The sequence below is a fragment of the Stenotrophomonas sp. 05N423 genome, assembly GCF_056397145.1.
Genome location: NZ_JBFTMV010000003.1, coordinates 295,580 through 314,436 on the forward strand (window position 1 = coordinate 295,580; position 18,857 = coordinate 314,436).

15 protein-coding genes are annotated in these 18,857 nt (G+C 69.2%); 6 read left to right on the forward strand and 9 right to left on the reverse strand.

Features of this window, described 5'->3' with window-relative positions:
• Positions 1-73 precede the first annotated feature (73 nt).
• Together AC1DGW_RS07770 and AC1DGW_RS07775 are read right to left on the reverse strand one after the other, a co-directional pair.
• Positions 74-2,821: a M16 family metallopeptidase gene (locus AC1DGW_RS07770; RefSeq protein WP_478021250.1), complete on the reverse strand. Its 2,748-nt coding sequence runs from the start codon at positions 2,819-2,821 to the stop codon at positions 74-76.
• A 443-nt stretch (positions 2,822-3,264) separates the two neighbouring features.
• A complete protein-coding gene (locus tag AC1DGW_RS07775; RefSeq protein ID WP_478021252.1) occupies positions 3,265-4,173 on the reverse strand; it encodes a DUF808 domain-containing protein in 909 nt (302 codons plus the stop codon).
• A gap of 181 nt (positions 4,174-4,354) precedes the next feature.
• Between AC1DGW_RS07775 and AC1DGW_RS07780 the strand changes: the two genes are divergently transcribed.
• Together AC1DGW_RS07780 and AC1DGW_RS07785 are read left to right on the forward strand one after the other, a co-directional pair.
• Positions 4,355-6,007, forward strand: a complete 1,653-nt coding sequence (locus tag AC1DGW_RS07780; protein ID WP_478021500.1) for an ABC1 kinase family protein — start codon at positions 4,355-4,357, stop codon at positions 6,005-6,007.
• 330 nt (positions 6,008-6,337) lie between these two features.
• Entirely contained in the window at positions 6,338-8,440 is a 2,103-nt protein-coding gene (locus AC1DGW_RS07785) for a phosphoglycerol transferase I (protein WP_478021254.1), read from the forward strand.
• Between the two features lie 85 nt (positions 8,441-8,525).
• On the opposite strand, the gene AC1DGW_RS07790 is transcribed toward AC1DGW_RS07785, so the two are convergent.
• On the reverse strand, positions 8,526-10,895 hold the full coding sequence (locus tag AC1DGW_RS07790) for a DUF3772 domain-containing protein (RefSeq protein WP_478021502.1): 2,370 nt from the start codon (positions 10,893-10,895) through the stop codon (positions 8,526-8,528).
• A gap of 221 nt (positions 10,896-11,116) precedes the next feature.
• Positions 11,117-11,365: a hypothetical protein gene (locus AC1DGW_RS07795; protein ID WP_478021256.1), complete on the reverse strand. Its 249-nt coding sequence runs from the start codon at positions 11,363-11,365 to the stop codon at positions 11,117-11,119.
• Between the two features lie 144 nt (positions 11,366-11,509).
• Between AC1DGW_RS07795 and AC1DGW_RS07800 the strand changes: the two genes are divergently transcribed.
• Positions 11,510-12,001, forward strand: coding sequence for a lipocalin family protein (locus AC1DGW_RS07800; RefSeq protein ID WP_478021258.1), 492 nt, complete (start codon positions 11,510-11,512; stop codon positions 11,999-12,001).
• A gap of 137 nt (positions 12,002-12,138) precedes the next feature.
• Positions 12,139-12,576 carry a hypothetical protein gene (locus AC1DGW_RS07805; RefSeq protein WP_478021260.1) on the forward strand — a complete coding sequence of 146 codons (438 nt, stop codon included), beginning with the start codon at positions 12,139-12,141 and terminating at the stop codon, positions 12,574-12,576.
• A 16-nt stretch (positions 12,577-12,592) separates the two neighbouring features.
• Here AC1DGW_RS07805 and AC1DGW_RS07810 read toward each other — a convergent pair whose 3' ends face one another.
• Positions 12,593-12,916 (reverse strand): DUF6122 family protein, encoded by a 324-nt coding sequence (locus AC1DGW_RS07810; RefSeq protein ID WP_478021262.1) that lies wholly within the window; start codon positions 12,914-12,916, stop codon positions 12,593-12,595.
• Positions 12,917-12,921: 5 nt separating this feature from the next.
• Entirely contained in the window at positions 12,922-13,968 is a 1,047-nt protein-coding gene (locus AC1DGW_RS07815) for an NAD(P)-dependent alcohol dehydrogenase (RefSeq protein WP_478021264.1), read from the reverse strand.
• 107 nt (positions 13,969-14,075) lie between these two features.
• Here AC1DGW_RS07815 and AC1DGW_RS07820 point away from each other — a divergent pair, with 107 nt between their 5' ends.
• On the forward strand, positions 14,076-14,546 hold the full coding sequence (locus AC1DGW_RS07820) for a YehS family protein (RefSeq protein WP_478021266.1): 471 nt from the start codon (positions 14,076-14,078) through the stop codon (positions 14,544-14,546).
• A 118-nt stretch (positions 14,547-14,664) separates the two neighbouring features.
• On the opposite strand, the gene AC1DGW_RS07825 is transcribed toward AC1DGW_RS07820, so the two are convergent.
• The 3 genes from AC1DGW_RS07825 to AC1DGW_RS07835 form a co-directional block, all read right to left on the reverse strand.
• A complete protein-coding gene (locus AC1DGW_RS07825; RefSeq protein ID WP_478021268.1) occupies positions 14,665-15,240 on the reverse strand; it encodes an OmpO family porin in 576 nt (191 codons plus the stop codon).
• Positions 15,241-15,379: 139 nt separating this feature from the next.
• Positions 15,380-15,850 (reverse strand): Cu(I)-responsive transcriptional regulator, encoded by a 471-nt coding sequence (cueR, locus tag AC1DGW_RS07830; RefSeq protein WP_478021270.1) that lies wholly within the window; start codon positions 15,848-15,850, stop codon positions 15,380-15,382.
• An 82-nt stretch (positions 15,851-15,932) separates the two neighbouring features.
• On the reverse strand, positions 15,933-18,416 hold the full coding sequence (locus AC1DGW_RS07835; protein ID WP_478021272.1) for a heavy metal translocating P-type ATPase: 2,484 nt from the start codon (positions 18,414-18,416) through the stop codon (positions 15,933-15,935).
• A gap of 218 nt (positions 18,417-18,634) precedes the next feature.
• On the opposite strand from AC1DGW_RS07835, the gene AC1DGW_RS07840 reads away from it, so the two are divergent.
• The gene (locus tag AC1DGW_RS07840; protein ID WP_478021274.1) at positions 18,635-18,835 is read left to right on the forward strand and encodes a heavy-metal-associated domain-containing protein; all 201 of its coding nucleotides are present in this window, start codon (positions 18,635-18,637) and stop codon (positions 18,833-18,835) included.
• The last annotated feature ends 22 nt before the right edge of the window (positions 18,836-18,857 follow it).

Consider the following 18,857-nt stretch of genomic DNA (forward strand, 5'->3'; position numbering starts at 1 on the left):
GCGCTGCCCGGGCCGATACGGGCGCGCATGCATCGATACGACCGGGGCGGCACGCGGCCGCCCCGGCATCCGCTTACTTGAAGTCGCCGGCCACGAACACGCTCAGGCTGTCCGGCTTGAGGTGCCTGCGGATGGCGGCGTTGACCTGCTCGACCGTCAGCGCCTGGTAGGCCGCATCGCGCTCGATCACGAACGACATGGTGCGGTCGTAGTCGAGCAGGCCCTGCAGCAGGCCGGCCACCGCGGCATCGCTGGCGCGCGACTGTTCGCGCTGCACGATGCGCGCGGCGACGGCATCGCGCACTTCCTGCGCAGTCACGCCATCGGCGACCAGCCGCGCCAGTTCCTCGCGCAATGCGGTCTCGACCTTGCCCATGTTCTCCGGCGCGGCGATGGCCTGCACGGTGAGGCTGCCGTTGTCGTCGCGGCCGATGCGGCTGTCATCCGCGCGCAGGCCGGCGCTCACGCCGTAGCTCAGGCCTTCGCGCTGGCGGATGCGGTCGGCCAGGCGCGACTTGAGCGGGTCGCCGCCCAGGATGTCCACGGCGATGCTCAGCGCCGGCATGTCGGCGTCGGCCACGTTGAGCGATACGTTCTGCCGCGCCAGCAGCACCGCGTTGGGCTTGTCCGGCGTGGTGAAGCTTTCGCGGTGCGCGGCGCGCGGCTGGTAACGGGTGGCGATGGGCGCATACGGCACCGGCGACTTCCAGCCGGCGAACAGTTCCTGCAGCTGCGTCTTCACCGCTTCGGGATCGAAGTCGCCCACCACGCTGATCTGGCCGCTGGCGGTACCGTAGAAATCACGGTGCCAGGCGCGCAGGTCTTCCAGCTTCAGCGCCTTGAGCTTGGCCAGGGACTCGTCGAGCGAATCGGCATGCAACGGATGGCCCACCGGCCACGGATCGAAGTACGTCGCCATCGCCATCGACGCCTGCATGCCCGGCTCCTTGCGCTGCGCCTCGATGCCGGTGATGGTCTGCAGGCGCAGCTGCTCGAACTGGTCCTGCGGGAAGTCCGGCTGGCGCAGCACCTGCGCGGCCAGCGCCAGCGCCTCGGCCAGGGTTTCGCGCTTGCCGGCAAGGTGGATCTGCGCGCCCTGCAGGCTGCCGCTGATCGACGCCGCGGTCTTGAGCGCATCGAAACGGGCGACCAACTGCTCGTAACTCTGCCCTGCGGCGCCCCGCAGCAGCATCGAGCCCACCCATTGCGCGGCGGTGTCGCGCCCGGTGACCGCCTGTTCGTTGCCGAAATCGAAACTGGCATTGACCGTGACCGTCTGCCCGCGGGTCCGGCGCGGCAGCAGCGACACCTTCAGGCCATCGCCCAGCGTGAACGTCTGCGTGCGCGCGGCGATGTTCTGCGGCGTCGCCTCGAACGTCTCGCCCGCTTCCACCGCCGCCCGGCCAGTGTAGCCGTCGACCACGCTGGCGATCGCCGGCGCGGCGGGAACCTCGGCGCGGTCCGGCGCGTCGGTGGGCACGAACCGGCCGAGCGTGCGGTTGCTCGGCTTCAGGTAGGCCGCGGCCACCCGGTTGACGTCCGCGGCCGTCACCCTGGCGATGGCATCGCGCTGCACGAACAGCAGGCGCCAATCGCCGGCCGCCTGGTACTCCGACAACGCCATCGCCACCGCGTTGACGTTGTTGAGCAGGTTTTCCTGGTCGTTGGCGATGCGCTGTTTCGCCGCGTCCACCTCCTCCTCGGTCACCGGCCGGGCCACGACGGCCTCGGCCTGCCGGAGCAGCTCGGCCTCGGCCTTGCCGGCGTCGCCGTCCTTGGGCAACACCGCGATCACGTTGAACAGCCCCGGATCGCGCATGCTCCCGCTGCCGGCCCCCGCACCCGCCGCCAGCTTGGTTTCCACCAGCACCTTGTGCAGGCGCCCGCTGGGTGTATGCCCGAGCACGTTGCCCAGCACCGCCAGCGCCGCGCTGTCGGCCTGCGCCAGCGCCGGCACGTGGTAGGTGGCGGCCACCAGCGACAGGTCGCCAGTGCGGCGCACCGTCACCTCGCGCTCGCCGTCCTGTGTCGGCTCGACGGTATGGAACGCCGGCAGCACGCGCGCCGGTTTCTTCAGCGGCCCGAAATGCGCGGCGACGCGCGCCAGCGCCTTGTCGGCGTCGATGCGGCCGGCCACGATCAGCAGCGCGTTGTCCGGCTGGTACCAGGTGCGGTAGAACGCCTGCAGGTTGCCGATCGGCACGTTCTCCACGTCCGAACGCGCGCCGATGGGCAGGTTGGCGTAGTTGTGCCAGTCGTAGGCGACCGAGCGCATGCGCTTCATCAGCACGCCGGCGGGATTGTTGTCGCCGGCTTCCATCTCGTTGCGGACGACGGTCATCTCGCTATCCAGGTCGGCCTTGGCGACGTTGGAATTGATCATGCGGTCCGCTTCCAGCGCCAGCAGCCAGTCCAGCGTGTCGTCGTTGGCCGGGAATGAAGCGAAATAGTTGGTGCGGTCCAGCGAGGTGGTGGCGTTCTTGTTCACCCCGCGCTGCTGCATCTCGCCGGGGATGTCCGGGTGCCTGGGCGTGCCCTTGAACAGCAGGTGCTCCAGCAGGTGCGCCATGCCGGTCTCGCCGTAGTTCTCCTGCATCGAGCCCACGCCATAGACCAGGTTGACGGTGACGGTGGGCTTGCTCGCATCGGGGAACAGCAGCACCCGCAGGCCGTTTGGCAGGCGGTACTCGCAGATGCCCTCGACGCACGGCCCGGCCGTCACGGCGCGCGGCAGCGCCGGAGGCCCGCCCGTGGCGTACGCCGCCGGCATCAACGCGAACGAGAGCGCTACGCCCAGGGCGCAGGAAGACAGCTTCAGCATCATTTCCCCTTGTCTGATGATCGATACAACACGCCGGCATCCATCCGGGTCGGCACGCACGACACGGCATCCATGCGCCGCGAATCCAGGGATTTGAGCCGGAATACATGCGTGCATGCAACTGTCAGAGCTGACAGCGACGCATCCACCCTTCTCGGTGCGACCAGCGGAATCGCAGACAGGACATCCGGCCCCCTGCACGCTCCATCCCCCCATCACCGTGCGCAATGAGCACATGGCGCACGGACATATCCGGATCTATCGAGTGATCCGCGCCGACAAAACCGCCCGGATCTCCACGCCCCCATCCGCGCAGTCATGCTCTGCTTCGACCATCAGGCTACCTGCCCGGCGATCGCTTTTTCTGCGGATCGCAGCCAGACGCAAAAGGCCAGGCTGCCACCGGCACTGGATGGATGCCCGACACGAATGACGGACGCCGCTCAATGCGCCGGCTTGCCACCGCGCAGGCGCTGCACCAGCATCACCGCCGCCAGCACCAGCGTGCCGGCGAGGATACCCACCACCACGCTGCCGAGTGCGTTGGCCGCCATCTCCCAGGACGGCGAGGGGATCCAGCCCACCACGAGGTGGTGCAGGGCCGGTATCGCGTGCACGAGGATGCCGCCACCGACCAGGAACATCGCCGCGGTCCCGGCGATCGACAGGCCGCGCATCAGCCACGGCATCGCGCGCAGGATGGCGCGGCCCAACGCGGCCGCAGCCCGGCCGCGACGCATCAGCCACAGGCCGATGTCGTCGAGCTTGACGATGCCGGCCACCAGCCCGTAGACGAACACGGTCATCGCCAGCGCGATGGCCGCCAGCACCAGCACGCGCTGCAGGAACGGCACGTGCGCCACCACGCCCAGCGACAGCACGATGATCTCGGCTGAAAGGATGAAGTCGGTGCGGATCGCGCCGCGCACCTTGTCCTTTTCCCAGGCGACCATGTCCACGTCGGCGTCGGCGAGCGCCTGTACGCGCTCCGTATGCCGCTGCTCGTCCTCCTTGCCATGGAGGAATCTGTGCGCCAGTTTCTCCACGCCCTCATAGCAGAGGAAGGCGCCGCCGAGCATCATCAAGGGCGTGATCGCCCAGGGCAGCCATGCGCTGATCGCCAGGGCCGCCGGCACCAGGATCGCCTTGTTGAGCAGCGACCCCTTGGCCACCGCCCATACCACCGGCAGTTCGCGCGCGGCGCTGACGCCGGTGACCTGCTGCGCGTTGAGCGCCAGGTCGTCGCCGAGTACGCCAGCGGTCTTCTTGGCCGCGACCTTGGTCAGGATGGAAACGTCGTCGAGCAGGGTCGCGATATCGTCGAGCAGGGCGAACAGGCCGGCTCCAGCCATGAGGCACCGTGGGCGCTTGGGGAATGCGTGGATTGTCCCGCATCGCGGGCCGGAGCGACATGGCCGCCTGCATTCACCCGCCGACCACCGCCGGGCGGTGACACTGCCCGATCATGCCGTGCGGGAGAACGCCTTGACTGCAGCGAAACACGATCCGGCCGCTCCCACGACCGTCGGCAGCATGAGCAGGCGCCAGCAGATCCTGCGGCTGCTGCTGCGTTACCGCAACTCAGGAGTCTTCTCCGGCCTGCAGCTGGACGGCGAACTGCCGCGCAACACGAAGCTTCCCGACGATGCCGACCCGGCGCAGTTCGTCTCCGACCTGGAAGCGCTGGGCACCACCTTCGTCAAGCTCGGCCAGGTACTGTCCACGCGGCCGGACATGATCCCGCTGGAGTACGTGGCCGCGCTGGAGCGCATGCAGGAACAGGTCGCGCCCATCCCCGTGGAACAGATCCGCGCGGTGATCGAGGAAGAACTCGGCGCGCCGGTCGGCAAGCTGTTCGCCCTGTTCGACCCCGAGCCGCTGGGCTGCGCCTCCATCGCCCAGGTGCACCGCGCCGTGCTGCACGACGGCCGCGAGGTGGCGATCAAGGTGCAGAAGCCCGAGGTCGCCGCCCAGCTGCGCTCGGACATCGCCGTGCTGCGCAGCTTCGCCAGCGCCGCCGACCACCTCACCCGCGTCGGCCGCCGCGTGCGCTTCGCCGACTGGCTGGACGAGTTCGCCACGACCCTGCGCATGGAACTGGACTACGAAGCCGAGGCCACCAACCTGTCGCGCTTCGGCCAGCACCTGGCGCCCTATCCGGAACTATGGGTGCCGCAGCCGCTGTGGGACCTGTGCCGGCGGCGGGTGCTGACCATGGAGCTGGTGCATGGCGTGCGCGTGGACGCGATTCCGCCGGTACGACGTACCGAGCAGTCGATGCTGCCGTTGGCCGCGGCGCTGGTGCGCGGCTATCTCGACCAGATCTTCGTGCATGGCGAGATCCACGCCGACCCGCACCCCGGCAACCTGCGCGTGACCGGCGACCAGCGCCTGGCGGTGTTCGACCTGGGCATGGTCGCGCACGTGCCGCCGCGCCTGCGCGAGCGCCTGCTCAAGGTGCTGTTCGCCGCCGTGGACGGGCGCGGCGAGGAAGTGGCCGACGAGATCATCGGTATCAGCACGCGCCTGGAGGATTACGACGAGGAGCGCTACCTGCGCCTGACCGGGCAGATGATCGCGCGCTACGCCGCCAACGACACCCTGTCCGAGGGCCGCGTGGTGCTGGAGATCGTGCGCATCGCCACCGCCTGCAACCTGCGCACGCCGCCGGAACTGAGCCTGCTCGGCAAGGCGCTGCTCAACCTGGAAGGCGCGTGCCGGCTGCTGGCGCCGGCGCTGGACACGCGCCAGGTAGTCGAACGCCAGCTGCAGCACGTGATGCGCGCGCGCCTGGTCAAATCGTTGTCGGTCGCCAACCTCGCCAGCGAAGCGATGGAACTGCAGCAGCTGCTGCGTACCGGGCCGCGGCGCATGTCCGACATCCTCAGCCTGGTCGCCGAGAACCGACTGCAGATGAAGGTCACCGGGCTGGAGGAATCGCGGCTGATGGAGAACATCCAGAAGGTCGCCAACCGCATCGCCGCCGGCCTGATCACCGCCGCGCTGCTGCTGTCCTCGGCCCTGCTGATGCGCGTTCCCAGCCGCTTCTCGCTGTTCGGCTATCCGGCGTTCGCGATGCTGCTGTTCCTGATCGGCGTAGTCATCGGCCTGGGCCTGATCCTCAGTGCGCTGCTGTTCGACCGGCGCACCCGTGCGCGTGCGCGCGAGGAACGCGGGCACCGCTGAGCATCACCGGCGCTGCACGAGCGCAAAAGTGCCGGCAAACCGGCCATATCCGTCACACGTGGGCCCATACATCTGAATCGATGGCAGTGCGGATCGCGCCGTCACCGGATGCGACGCACCGCGCCACGGCGCTTTCAGGACGCAACGCGACACATGGAATGCCGGCAGCAACATGCCGCGCACTGTGCCGTTTCCAGCAAACATTTCAGTCAGGTTTGTCTGTGCATGATTTCTGTCATCCACGTTTCATGAGCCTGACATGGGCCTGTGGATCGCGCCGCTCCTCCCCCGCGTCGAGGCGCCTTCCGTTTCCACTACCCAAGCGACCGAATGCATTGGACCTTCTGGCTGTACCTGCCCGCGCTGTTCCTGTTGTTGCTGTCCACGCCCATGCTGGCGCGGCTCAAGGCGGGCCTGCTGTCATTGCTGCTGCTGGCATCCAGCACCTGGTGGCTGGTCGACCGGCTCAGCGGCGACGGCATCAACTCGGCCACGCTCTACCACCTGCGCAGCGACATGGAAGGTGCCGGGGTCGGTGATTTCAATGGCTACATCATCGCGTTCGTCGCGCTTGCCCTGCTGTCGCTGACGCCGCTGCTGTTGCTGCGCGTGCGCCGCTTCCGCCTGCCGCGGTACGGCGCTGGACTGTCGGCGGCCTTCGCCGCGCTGCTGGTGGCTTCCGTGGTGGGCAGCCCATTGTATGGCGATGCGCGCCGCCTTTACCAGCAGATGAAGCCGGTGGATTACAGCGCGGTGGCGCCGGAGTACGCGGTCCCCGCGCGGGCACTGGCGCGGCCGAAGAACATCGTATGGATCTACGGCGAGAGCCTGGAACGCACCTATCTGGACGAGCAGGCGTTTCCCGGGCTGATGCCCAACCTGCGCCGCCTCGCTGGCGAAGCGCTGGATTTCCGCGGCATCGCCTCGGCCGACGGCAGCGGCTGGACCATCGCCGGCCTGGTCTCGTCGATGTGCGGCGTACCGCTGACCACCGCGCAGGGCGACGAGAACAGCATGGGCCGCATGGGCCACTTCCTGCCCGAGGCGTTCTGCCTGGGCGACTACCTGAAGCAGCAGGGCTACGGCAACCACTACATGGGCGGCGCCAACGGCCAGTTCGCGGCCAAGGCCGACTTCCTCGCCAGCCATGGCTACGACGATATCCGCGACCTGGCCTGGTTCAAGGAACAGCGCATCGCAGGCAAGCATTTCTCCAACTGGGGCATCCACGACGACGTGCTGCTGGAACGCGCCTTCGACCGTTTCGTCGAACTCTCGCGCGCCGGCCAGCCGTTCATGCTCACCGCGCTGACCATGGACACGCACCATCCGGCCGGGCACCTGCCGGTGGCCTGCAAGGGCATGCGCTACCCGAGCGCGCATGGCGACATCGGCCTGCTCAAGGCGCTCAAGTGCACCGACCGGTTGATCTCGCGGCTGGTGGATCGCATCCGCGCCAGCGAGTTCGGCGACGACACCCTGGTGGTGGTCGCCTCCGACCACCTGGCCATGCCCAACGACCTGAGCGATGTGCTGGAAAACCTGCAGCGCGAGAACCTGCTGCTGTTCCTGGGCAAGGACATCGCACCGCGCCAGCTGACCGCCAGCGCCGGCACCACCCTGGATTCGGGCGCGACCCTGCTGCAGTTGCTGGACCCGGGCATCGATGCGATCGGCTTCGGCCGTTCGCTGCTGGCCGCGCCGCGCACCGCCAGCGCCAGCGTCGCCGCGCTCAAGGCCGATCCGTCCGACTACGCGCGCTACCGTGCCTTCGCCCGCTCGCTGTGGCTGGGCGAGAAGACCCGCATGCTGCGCCTGGACGACGGCCAGGTGCTGGTCGGCGTGCAGAAGGTGCAGCCACCGGTACTGCTGGAATACGACGCGCAGTGGGCGCTGGAATCGGTGTACCTGGAGAACACCTCGCGCAGGTTCGACGAGGCCGATCCCAGTCACCGCCTGGCGTACGTGGACCGCTGCACCGCGTTCGAGGACGCCTCGGCCGATGGCGACTGGTGCGCATTGCTGGTGGACAGCGACCAGGGCATGCGCCTGTACCGCGATGCGCAGTTGCGTCGCGGCATCGCCGTGGATGCGCCGCTGGCGCCGTTCCATGGCCCGCGCCCGAGCGTGCGCCAGTCGCGCATGATCAGCCGCCAGGCGCAGCACACGCGGCCGGGCCAGTACGTACTGGAGCTGTATGCCAGCCAGCGCCCGGAACGCGCGTTCTGGGTCGAGGCGGTGTCCTCGCAGCGCAAGGTGGTGGTGGCCCAGCAATGGGTGCTGCCGGACAGCGACGGCCGCATCACCCTGCCACTGGGCCTGGACGAGGAGATCGACGACCTGGAGATCCGCGCCTGGCTTGGCCATGCCGAGAAGCTCGCGGTGGACAGCTACGCGCTGGTGCCGGCGATACGCGTCCGGCCGCGCTCCTGAGTTTTGCGCAGGAGCGCACTTCAGTGCGCGAAAGGGCTCTACCGGGAAAGCCTCATCGCGCACTGAAGTGCGCTCCTACAGGGCGCTATGTCGCTGTTCCGGGTGCCTGCGGATCCACCGGCACCAGACGCACGTCGGCGGGCGTCACCAGCGCGATGCCCTGCTCGGCAGTGATGCGCAGCAGCTCGAACAGCAGGTCCGAGCGCGCGCCATAGACCGCGCGCGGGCTGGACACATAGGCGAAGCAGTTCAACGCCACCAGGCCGCCGCTGATCGAGTCGATGAACACCGACGGCGCCGGCTCGGCCAGCACCTTCTCGTTGCCCGCGAACAGGTCCAGCAGCAACTGCCGCATGCGCCCCACATCGGTGCCCAGCGGCACCGAGAACTGTATCTGGATGCGGCCCAGCGCATTGGCCATCGTCATGTTGCGGATGGTCTTGGTGATCAGCTCGGAGTTGGGGACGATCAGCGTGGATTTGTCGCCTGCCTGGATCTCGGTCGAACGCACCGAGATTCGGCGGATGTCGCCCTCCTGGTCGCCGATCTTTACCCAGTCGCCGATTTTCACCGGGCGCTCGGCGAGCAGGATCAGGCCGGAGACGAAGTTCTGGGTGATCGCCTGCAGGCCGAAGCCGATGCCCACCGACAGCGCGCTGGCCAGCAGCGCCAGCTTCTCGAAGCCGATGCCCAGCGTGGCCAGCGACCACAGCACCGCCAGCGCGATGCCCAGGTAACGGGCAACCGTGCTGATCGAGTTGCGCGCGCCGCTGTCCAGGCCGGTCCGTGGCAGCCAGGTGTCCACCAGCCATTGCTGCAGCACCTTCATCAGGCCCAGGCCGAGCACCAGCACCACCATGGCCCACAGCAGCGACGACGGACGCAGCGTCTGGCCGCCGATCTTCAGGCCGGCATTCACCGTGTCCGCCCAGGTGGACAGCGCCGCGGCGTTGCCGAACCACACCACCACGGCGGCGACGCCCAGCAGCACCACGCCGATCCGCAGCGCCGCCGACAGCAGCACGCCCACCTGTTCCAGCCGCGCGGGCTGCACGCCCGTGGACAGGCGCAGGGTACGGCCGAAGGCGCTGTCCGGGGCGAACAGCCACAGCGACAGGTCGTCGGCGAACCGGGTCAGCAGCGCCACCGCCATCACCACGACCGTGATCCACACCATCTGCTGGGCGACGAACATGGCGAAGTTGAGGTAGCCCAGCAGCGCCGCCACCAGCGCCGACAGTACGGTCAGGTGCCCGCCCAGGCGCGCCAGCACCAGCCAGCCGCTGCGCGCTGCGCGCGGCGGTTTGGCGTCGGGCGATGCGCCGGCCTGCTGCTCGGCCAGCGCGGCCTCGGCGGCGCGGCGCCGGTGCAGCCGCGCCAGTGTCACCAGCGCCGCCATGATCAGCGCTACATAACTCAGGGCGACCAGGCCATCGAGCGTGACCGTGCTCACCGTCGAGGTGCGCGCCGAACGGTTGATCTCGCGCAGCAGCGCGGCCAGCCAGGTCACCCCGGCCGCCCCCCAGGCGAACCGGCGCAGATGCAGCGCGGCCGCGTCGTCGATGCCCAGCAGCCGCCACGACGGCCGGTGCGGCACCAGCAGGCTGGCCGCCAGCGCCGCGTAGAAGGCGGCGACGAAGGTGGCCATGACGAAGATGTCGGCCACCGATTCCAGCCGCGGCGGAATCGCCGAGATCCCGCGCAGGCTGGCGACCACGACCATCGCGGCGAAGCCCGGCAGCAGGGTGCCGACCAGCAGCAGCCACACCGCCAGGCCCGAGCGGCGCAGGCGCCCGGCCGGCGCATGGTCGGATGCAGCATAGCGGCGGCCGAGGTGGCGCAGCCACAGCCGCAGCGGGAACACCATGAGCAGCGCCAGCGCCGCGCCCAGCAGCGGCGATGTCCAGCCATGCGCGGCCACGGCCGTCTTCAATCCACCGGCCGCCTGCCGGTACAGGCCCTGCAGGCGCACGAGGTCATCGGGCAGGCTGGCGGCGAACTGGCGCCACAGCGCTGGCGACAGCGGCGAGCCGACCTTGCGCCCGAGCTGCTCGCCGAACTGCTGCGCGCGCGTCTTCTCGATCGAATCGCCCAGCTGCCGCGCGTCCTCGGCCAGCAGCTTGCCGCGCTTGATGTCCGCATCGAGCTGGCTGCGCTGCTGGTCCAGCGCGCTGCGCTGGCGGGTGATGCTGCGCTCCTCGGTAGCGCCGTCGTCCAACGGCCCGAGCTGGGCGATGCGCGCGTCGACCTGCTCCAACTGCGGCGCCAGCGCGGCCACCGCCGCGTCGGCATCGCGCCTGGCCTGCAGCGCCTGTTCGGAAAGCGTCCTCAGCGTCTCCGGTGCGTCGGCGTCGTCCAGCGAACGACGCACCGCCTGCAGCGCGCGCTCGGCCTGGCCGATGCGTGCCTGCGGCGATGGTGCGTCGGCGGCCGTGTCGGCGGCGCCAGCCGCCATGGGCGATGCGCCGCTCCCGACCAGCAGGAATACCAGCAACAGCGCGCGCAGCAACGGGAAACGGTGACGGAAGAACAAGACGGCGGGTCCGCGGGCATGCGCGGAGCACCGCGCGTGTGCGGACTATAAGTCAGCCCGCGTCCACGCCCGCCAACGGCGGCGCAGTTGTCCATGCCGCATCGTTGCCCAGCCGGCGGACAGCGCCCGCGCCGCGGCCCGGCTCAGTACTTCAGGCCGAGTTCGGCCACGTGCGGCCGATGCGATTCGTAAAGCTCCTGGAACTCTTCCTCGGTGAGCTCGTCCAGCGCATACACCGCCACCGGATCCCACGCGTGGTCGGTCGGCAACGGCTGCCGCGGCCCGGCACGCAGCGAGTAGCTGTCGCCCTCGTAGTCGACCAGGTCCGGCACCTGCTCCCAGCGTTCGCGCGCAAAGCGCTCCGGGTCCCTGAGAAGGATCACGGCGTACATCGGCCTCTCCCGTTTTCGGAGCTGCAAGCCTAACGCAAGCGCGTTGCCGGAGGGCGTCGCGATGCCACGGGCGGATGCTTGGGCACATCGCATTCACCGCGGCAGGCCTATAGCTCCCTGGGTCAACCGCTGCCGGAGTTCCCCATGAATCATCCTCCCCTGCCCGCCGTGGCCAACCTCGACCTGCCGCGCTATCTCGGCACCTGGTACGAGATCGACCGCCTGCCGATGCGCCATGAACCGGAGGACGCGACCGACGTCAGCGCGCACTACACGCTCGAGGGCGATGGCGGCATCCGCGTGCGCAATCGCTGCCTGCGCGATGGCGAGCTGGAGGAAGCCATCGGCCAGGCCCGGCCGGTCGATGCCTCCAACAGCCGCCTGGAGGTGAGCTTCCTGCCCGAAGGGCTGCGCTGGATTCCGTTCACCAAGGGCGACTACTGGGTGATCCTGGTCGATGGCGGCTACACCACGGCGCTGGTCGGCAGCCCGGACCGCAAATACCTGTGGCTGCTGGCGCGCGAGCCGCGCATGGACGAGACCACGCGCAAGCACTACATCGCCTACGCGCGCCAGCAGGGCTTCGACGTGGAGCGCCTGATCCACACCCCGCACACCGGCCATCCGACCATCTGAGCCGTTACGGCGGCTGTCCGGTTCCGCCCGCCTGGCGTGAGCGCGCCGGCCATGACAGCCCTGGTTCACCGCTGCCGCGGTAGCGTCGGCGTGTCCCACCTGCCACGATGACGGCCCCAGCCAGGAGCGCCAGCGCGATGAACCGGTTCCTCATGATGCTTGCCTGCCTGCTGGCACCGGCATTGGCGATGGCGCAGCCTGTCGGCACCGCACCGGGTTCGCTGGACCTGAGCGTGCCGCAGGCGCCGCTGCGCTACCTCAACGACACGTCCTACCAGGCCGATGCCCCGGGCACCTACTACGGCGACCACAGCGGCCCGCTGCCGCGCAAGGACGCCACGGCCGCGACGGTGGTCGACGACAAGCTGCAGGTGCACGGCACGCTCAGCACCGGCATCGGTTATTCCAAGGCCTTCGGCAACAGCCACTGGAGTTCGGCCGACATCAACCTCGGCAAGAACTACAACACCGACGAGGGCAAGACCCGGCGCGTGGACCTGAACATCCATGTCAGCCAGGGCAAGGGCGCCGGCCCGTTCGGCTACGGCCCCGGCCCCTGGTACGGCGGCTGGTAAGCCTGCGCGGCGGGCATCAACCGCCGCAGCGCATCCAGGCACAGTCGATGGCGTCGAGTGCCAGGTGCAGCAGCAGGCCGATGCCGAACAAGCGCGTGCGCCGCGGCAGCAGCAGGCCGGCGTAGACGACGGCCGCCGGTGCGGTGTGCAGCGGGTGGAAGCCGATGCTGCAGCGGTCCGGCGCGTAGATCGGATCGGCCAGCAGATGGTCCAGGTCGATCACCCAGCCCAGCAGCATCAGCAGCCAGGCGCGGCCGAACCGCGGACGCCAGAACAGCCACGCCAGCAGCGCCGGCACCGCCACATGCAGGCCGATATGCAGGATCGCGCGCAGTCCCATCGCGCTCAGGCGTCGGCCAGCGAGGCCATGTCGATGACGAAGCGGTATTTCACGTCCGAGCGCTCCATGCGCGCGAAGGCGTCGTCGATGCGCTGGATCGGGATCGACTCGCAGTCCGGATAGACGCCGCGCGCGGCGCAGAACTCCAGCAGTTCGCGGGTCTGCGCTATGCCGCCGATCAGCGAGCCGGACACCTGCCGGCGGCCGCGCATCAGCGCCGCGGCGTTGACCGGCATCTGCTCCAGCGCGCCGACCACGACGATGCGGCCCTCCACGTCGAGCAGGCGCACATAGGGGTCGAGTTCGTGCGCCACCGGCACCGTGTCGATGATCAGGTCCATCGACGAAGCCGCCGCCTTCATCGCCTCGACGTCGCGCGACAGCAGCACGCGATGGGCGCCGAGCGCGCGCGCGTCGTCGGCCTTGGCCGCGCTGCCGGTCACCAGGGTGACCTCGCAGCCCAGCGCCACGCCGAGCTTGACCGCCATGTGCCCCAGTCCACCCAGGCCGACCACGCCCAATCGCGTGCCGGGGCCGGCGCCGTAATGGCGCAGCGGCGACCAGGTGGTGATGCCGGCGCACAGCAGCGGCGCCGCGCGCGCCAGGTCCAGCGTCGGCGACAGGCCGATGGCGAATTCCTCGCGCACCACGATCATCCGCGAATAGCCGCCCCGCGTGGTCTGGCCGCTGATGCGGTCGCGGCCGTTGTAGGTCATGGTCGGCCCTTGCCGGCAGAACTGTTCCTCGCCGTGCGCGCACTGGTCGCACGCCTGGCAGCTGTCGACCATGCAGCCGATGCCAACCGGATCGCCCACCTTCAGCCGCGCGACCGCGCTGCCAACCGCACTGACCCGGCCGATGATCTCGTGGCCCGGCACCATCGGATAGCGCGAGCCGCCCCAGTCGTTGCGCACCTGGTGCAGGTCCGAGTGGCAGACGCCGCAGTACAGGATGTCGATGGCCACGTCATCCGGCCGCAGCGCGCGGCGCTCGATGGCCAGCGGCTGCAGCGGCGCGCCGGCGGAGAACGCGGCGTAGGCGGGAGTGTGCATGGCGGTTCCGGGGGATGGATCACCCGGATTGTACCGGCCGCCCCCGGCGGCGGCGTTACACTGTGCGCCTTGCCGGGCAGTCGCGCCGCGGCCGTTCCGGAGTGGTGATGATCAACAACGACGTACTGCGCAGCATCCGCTACATGCTCGACCTGGGCGACAAGCACGTGGTGGACCTGATCCACCTGGCCGACCCGGCGTTCGACGTGGACCAGGCGCAGGTGCACGACTTCCTGCGCCGCGACGACGAGCCGCTGTTCGAAGCCTGCCCGGATGCGGCGCTGGCGCGCTTCCTCGACGGCCTGATCCTCCACTTCCGCGGCCGCGACGAATCGCAGCCGCAGCGCGCGCCGGAAACGCGCATCACCAACAACCTGGTGCTGAAGAAGCTGCGCGTCGCCTTCCAGCTCAAGGACGTGGACATGCACGAGGTCTTCGCCGCGGCCGGCTTCCCGCTGTCCAAGCCGGAGCTGTCGGCGCTGTTCCGCCAGCCGGACCACAAGAACTACCGGCCCTGCGGCGACCAGCTGCTGCGCAATTTCCTCAAGGGCCTGACCGCGCGCCTGCGCACCGCGTAAACCCCGCCCCTTTGCGGGAGCGGCATCGGCCGCGACAGGTTCCGCGCCGCACATCACAGGCACCCAGCAAAAAGCCCGGCATCGCCGGGCTTTTCGCATGTCGCCGTTCGCGGGCCGTTTACCAGCTGAAGCGCGGGCCGACCGACCATTCCTTGTCGCCGTGGCGGTCCATCTTGATGTCGCCGTTGATGCCCCAGTTCTGGTTCAACTTCACCTGGCCACCCAGGCGGCCGTAGAACGCGCCATCCGGGTTGACGCCGTGCTTCTTCGTGTAGTCCTGGTAACCGGCGAAGGCATACACCTCGACGTGCTCGCCGAACGCGTTGCGCAGGCCCACTTCGGCGTTGTAGCCGTCGAAGTCCAGGTTGCTGTGGTGCGGGTCGAGCTTCTGGTAGGCCACGCGAGCGACCAGGTCGGTGCCCGATGCGATGGCGCGGTTGTAGCCGGCGCCGATGCGCCACTGGTCGTACTTGGCGTCGACGTGGTCGACCTTCTGCTGGGTGAAATCACCGAACACGTGGAAGTTCGGGTGGAAAGCCCAGGAGCCCTTCAGCGCCCAGCCGTCGGCATCGGGACCGGAGATGTCGGTCTTGACGTAATCGCCTTCGACGTAATTGTAGGAAAGGTTGTCGGCAGCGGAAGCGGCGAACGGGAGGGCGGCCGCCAGGGCCAGGGCAATCAGGGAAATCTTCATGGGGGTACACCTTCAGGAATTACTGTCTGGTGGCGCGGCAGCGCGTCGGCTGCCTGCGTCCGGATGTAATTTTTCCGTTATCCACCTCAATCCTTCCTGAAGTCGCCGTTTCCCCTGGACGGCGTTTTTTGGCTTTTATTCAGGCGTTTTCTGGCACGCGCGCGTTCTGCCGCGGCTTTCCTTTCGCCAACCTTTTCGCGCCGGCCTGGTGGTGCAGGGGCGCGCCGGTGGCGATGTCGCTGAGGATGGGGCAGTCCGGCCGCTCGTCGCCGGCGCAGCAGTCGGCCAGGGTGCGGACCGTGGTCACCATGTCCTGCAGTTCGGCGATGCGTTGCTGCAGCACCGCCACGTGTTCCAGCGCCATGCGCTTGACGTCGGCGCTGTGGCGCGAACGGTCGCGCCACAACTGCAGCAGTTCGCCGATGCGCTCCACGCTGAAGCCCATATCGCGCGAGCGCTTGATGAAACCCAGCGTGTGGATGTCGCGCGGCCCATAGACGCGGTAGCCGGATCCGGTGCGTGCCACCGGGCCGATCAGGCCGCTGTCCTCGTAATAGCGGATCATCTTGGCCGAGATGCCGGTGGCCTTGGCCGCCTGGCCGATGTTCATGGCGTCTTCCATCACTTTCTCCTCGCAGCGGCGGGGTTTGTCCCGCCGGAACCTTGCCGGGAAGCCTGATTGCCCTGCCGGGCTATGGATTCGCCGCGGTGAAGCGCCGCAGCCGCAGCGCGTTGCCCAGTACGAACACCGAGGACAGCGCCATCGCACCGGCGGCGAACACCGGCGACAGCAGCACGCCCCACACTGGATACAGCAGGCCAGCCGCCACCGGGATCAGCGCGGTGTTGTAGGCGAACGCCCAGAACAGGTTCTGGCCGATGTTGCGCATTGTCGCCTGGCTCAGGGCGATGGCGTTGGGCACGCCCTGCAGGCTGCCGGACATCAGCACCACGTCGGCGGCCTCGATCGCCACGTCGGTACCGGTGCCGATGGCCATGCCGACGTCGGCCGCGGCCAGCGCCGGCGCGTCGTTGATGCCATCGCCGACGTAGGCCAGGCGGCCATGTCCGGCCTTCAGCCGGTTCACCGCATCGACCTTGCCCTCGGGCAGCACCTCGGCCACGACCTCGTCGATGCCCAGCTGGCGCGCGATGGCCTCGGCGGTGCGACGGTTGTCGCCGGTGATCATCGCCACCTTCAGCCCCAACGCATGCAGGCTGGCGATGGCCGCGGCGGTGTCGGCCTTGATCGGATCGGAAACGGCGATGATCGCGGCCAGCACGCCATCGATGGCGGCATACAGCGGCGTCTTGCCTTCCTCGCCGAGCCGCGCGGCGACGGCGGCGAACGGCGCCACATCCAGGCCGAGCGAGTGCATGAAGCGGTCCGCGCCCACTTCCACGCATGCGCCGTCCACCTGCGCACGCACGCCGTAGCCGGTAACCGATTCGAAGGCCTGCACCTGCGGCCGCGCATGCCCGGCTTCCCGCGCGGCGCTGACGATGGCGCGGGCGATGGGATGTTCGGAGCGCTCCTCCACCGCCGCCACCTGTGCCAGCACGTGTTCGCTGGCGAAACCGTCGGCGACATGCAGGTCGGTCAACACGGGGCGCCCTTCGGTCAGCGTGCCGGTCTTGTCCACCGCCACCACCGCCGCTTCCTTCAGCAGCTGCAGCGCCTCGCCCTTGCGGAACAGCACGCCCAGCTCGGCGCCGCGGCCGGTGCCGACCATGATCGAGGTCGGCGTCGCCAGGCCCATCGCACACGGGCAGGCGATGATCAGCACCGCCACCGCGTTGACCAGGGCGAAGGTCAGCGCCGGCGACGGGCCGAACAGCCACCACGCCGCGAAGGTCAGCAGCGCCAGACCCATCACCACCGGCACGAACCACATCGTGATCCGGTCCACCCGCGCCTGGATCGGCAGCTTGGCGCCCTGCGCCTGTTCCACCATGCGGATGATCTGCGCCAGCACGGTGGCGCCGCCGACGGCGGTGGCGCGCACGCCAAGCGCGCCGGTCTGGTTGACGGTGCCGCCGACCACGCGGGCACCGGTCGCCTTGGCCACCGGCACCGGTTCGCCGGTGATCATCGATTCGTCCACGTAGCTGTCGCCATCGACCACCTCGCCATCGACGGCGATGCGCTCGCCGGGGCGCACGTCGATCACATCGCCGGCCGCCACCTGCGCCAGCGGCACCTCCACCGCGCCGCCATCGCGGCGCACGCGCGCAGTCCTGGCCTGCAGCTTGAGCAGGCGCCTGATCGCTTCGGAGGTGCGGCCCTTGGCGCGCGCTTCGAGCATGCGCCCGAGCAGGATCAGGGTGACGATGACCGCCGCCGCTTCGTAGTACACGTTGACGGTGCCGGCCGGCAGGAGCCGCGGCAGGAAGGTCGCCACCAGCGAGAAGCCGTAGGCGGCCAGCGTGCCGACCGCGACCAGCGAGTTCATGTCCGGCGCGGCGCGCAGCAGCGCGGGAATGCCGGCGCGGTAGAAGCGGCGGCCCGGGATCGCCAGCACCAGCGTGGTCAGCGCGAACTGCAGCAGCCAGCTGTTGTGCATGCCCAGCGTGGCGGCGATGAACGCGTGGAAGGCCGGCACCAGGTGCGCGCCCATCTCCAGCACGAATACCGGCAGGGTCAGCGCCGCGGCCAGCAGCAGGTCGCGCCTGAGCCCGCGCAGCTCTTCTTCGCGGCGCTGCGCTTCGCGGTCGCCGTCCACGGCAGCTTCCAGCACGTGCGCCTCGTAACCGGCCCTGGCGACCGCGGCGATCAGCGCGGCCGGATCCAGCGCAGCTTCGCCCTGCACCTGCGCGCGGCCGGTGGCGAGGTTGACGCTGGCCGACTGCACGCCGGGCACCTTGTCCAACGCGCGCTCGACGCGACCCACGCACGAGGCGCAGGTCATGCCGTCGATGCCCAGTTCCAGCGGCGCCGGCGCCGGTACCTCGTAGCCGGCCTTCTCCACCGCCCGCACCAGCGCCTGCCTGTCCACGCCATCGCCATGGACGGTGGCGCGGCCGGTGGCCAGGTTCACCGCGGCGCTGGCTACGCCAGGCACGGCGGCCAGCGCGCGTTCCACCCGGCCCACGCACGAAGCGCAGGTCATGCCCACGACGGCAAGATCCTGCGTCTGTCCGCCATCGCGGGCGGGATTCTGGCTGTTCTGGCTCATCGCCGGCTCACCTGGGTTTGTCCATGATGGCGGCATCTTGAAGCTTCCCATCATGGGAAGGTCAAGGGGGCAGCAAGTAGAAACTGGAAACGCAGTGAGGGCGCATGCCCTCGGCTTTTGCCTTCACCATGTCCCTGGTTCCTGTCCCCAGTTCCCGGCCTGTTGACCTTGCCACCGTGGCAGGCCCCAGACTGCCCTCCCCTCAAGGAGAAACCGCCATGAACCTGCATATCGAGAACATGACCTGCGGCGGCTGCGCGCGCAGCGTCACCGCCACGGTCAAGGAGGTGGACCCGGCCGCCGCGATCGAGATCGACCTGAGCGCCAGGCGCGTGCGCATCGAATCGGCGCAGCCGGCCGAACGTTTCACCAGTGCGCTGGATGAAGCCGGCTTCCCGCCGCAGCTCGAGCAGGCCTGATCCCGTGGAGCGGGGCGCTGCC

What these genes read in the sequence shown, in the direction of transcription:
- AC1DGW_RS07770 (WP_478021250.1), bottom strand. Translation starts at nt 2,821, where the DNA reads ATGCTGAAGCTGTCTTCCTGCGCCCTGGGCGTAGCGCTCTCGTTCGCG.
- AC1DGW_RS07775 (WP_478021252.1), bottom strand. Translation starts at nt 4,173, where the DNA reads ATGGCTGGAGCCGGCCTGTTCGCCCTGCTCGACGATATCGCGACCCTG.
- AC1DGW_RS07780 (WP_478021500.1), top strand. Translation starts at nt 4,355, where the DNA reads ATGAGCAGGCGCCAGCAGATCCTGCGGCTGCTGCTGCGTTACCGCAAC.
- AC1DGW_RS07785 (WP_478021254.1), top strand. Translation starts at nt 6,338, where the DNA reads ATGCATTGGACCTTCTGGCTGTACCTGCCCGCGCTGTTCCTGTTGTTG.
- AC1DGW_RS07790 (WP_478021502.1), bottom strand. Translation starts at nt 10,895, where the DNA reads ATGGCGGCTGGCGCCGCCGACACGGCCGCCGACGCACCATCGCCGCAG.
- AC1DGW_RS07795 (WP_478021256.1), bottom strand. Translation starts at nt 11,365, where the DNA reads ATGTACGCCGTGATCCTTCTCAGGGACCCGGAGCGCTTTGCGCGCGAA.
- AC1DGW_RS07800 (WP_478021258.1), top strand. Translation starts at nt 11,510, where the DNA reads ATGAATCATCCTCCCCTGCCCGCCGTGGCCAACCTCGACCTGCCGCGC.
- AC1DGW_RS07805 (WP_478021260.1), top strand. Translation starts at nt 12,139, where the DNA reads ATGAACCGGTTCCTCATGATGCTTGCCTGCCTGCTGGCACCGGCATTG.
- AC1DGW_RS07810 (WP_478021262.1), bottom strand. Translation starts at nt 12,916, where the DNA reads ATGGGACTGCGCGCGATCCTGCATATCGGCCTGCATGTGGCGGTGCCG.
- AC1DGW_RS07815 (WP_478021264.1), bottom strand. Translation starts at nt 13,968, where the DNA reads ATGCACACTCCCGCCTACGCCGCGTTCTCCGCCGGCGCGCCGCTGCAG.
- AC1DGW_RS07820 (WP_478021266.1), top strand. Translation starts at nt 14,076, where the DNA reads ATGATCAACAACGACGTACTGCGCAGCATCCGCTACATGCTCGACCTG.
- AC1DGW_RS07825 (WP_478021268.1), bottom strand. Translation starts at nt 15,240, where the DNA reads ATGAAGATTTCCCTGATTGCCCTGGCCCTGGCGGCCGCCCTCCCGTTC.
- cueR (WP_478021270.1), bottom strand. Translation starts at nt 15,850, where the DNA reads ATGAACATCGGCCAGGCGGCCAAGGCCACCGGCATCTCGGCCAAGATG.
- AC1DGW_RS07835 (WP_478021272.1), bottom strand. Translation starts at nt 18,416, where the DNA reads ATGAGCCAGAACAGCCAGAATCCCGCCCGCGATGGCGGACAGACGCAG.
- AC1DGW_RS07840 (WP_478021274.1), top strand. Translation starts at nt 18,635, where the DNA reads ATGAACCTGCATATCGAGAACATGACCTGCGGCGGCTGCGCGCGCAGC.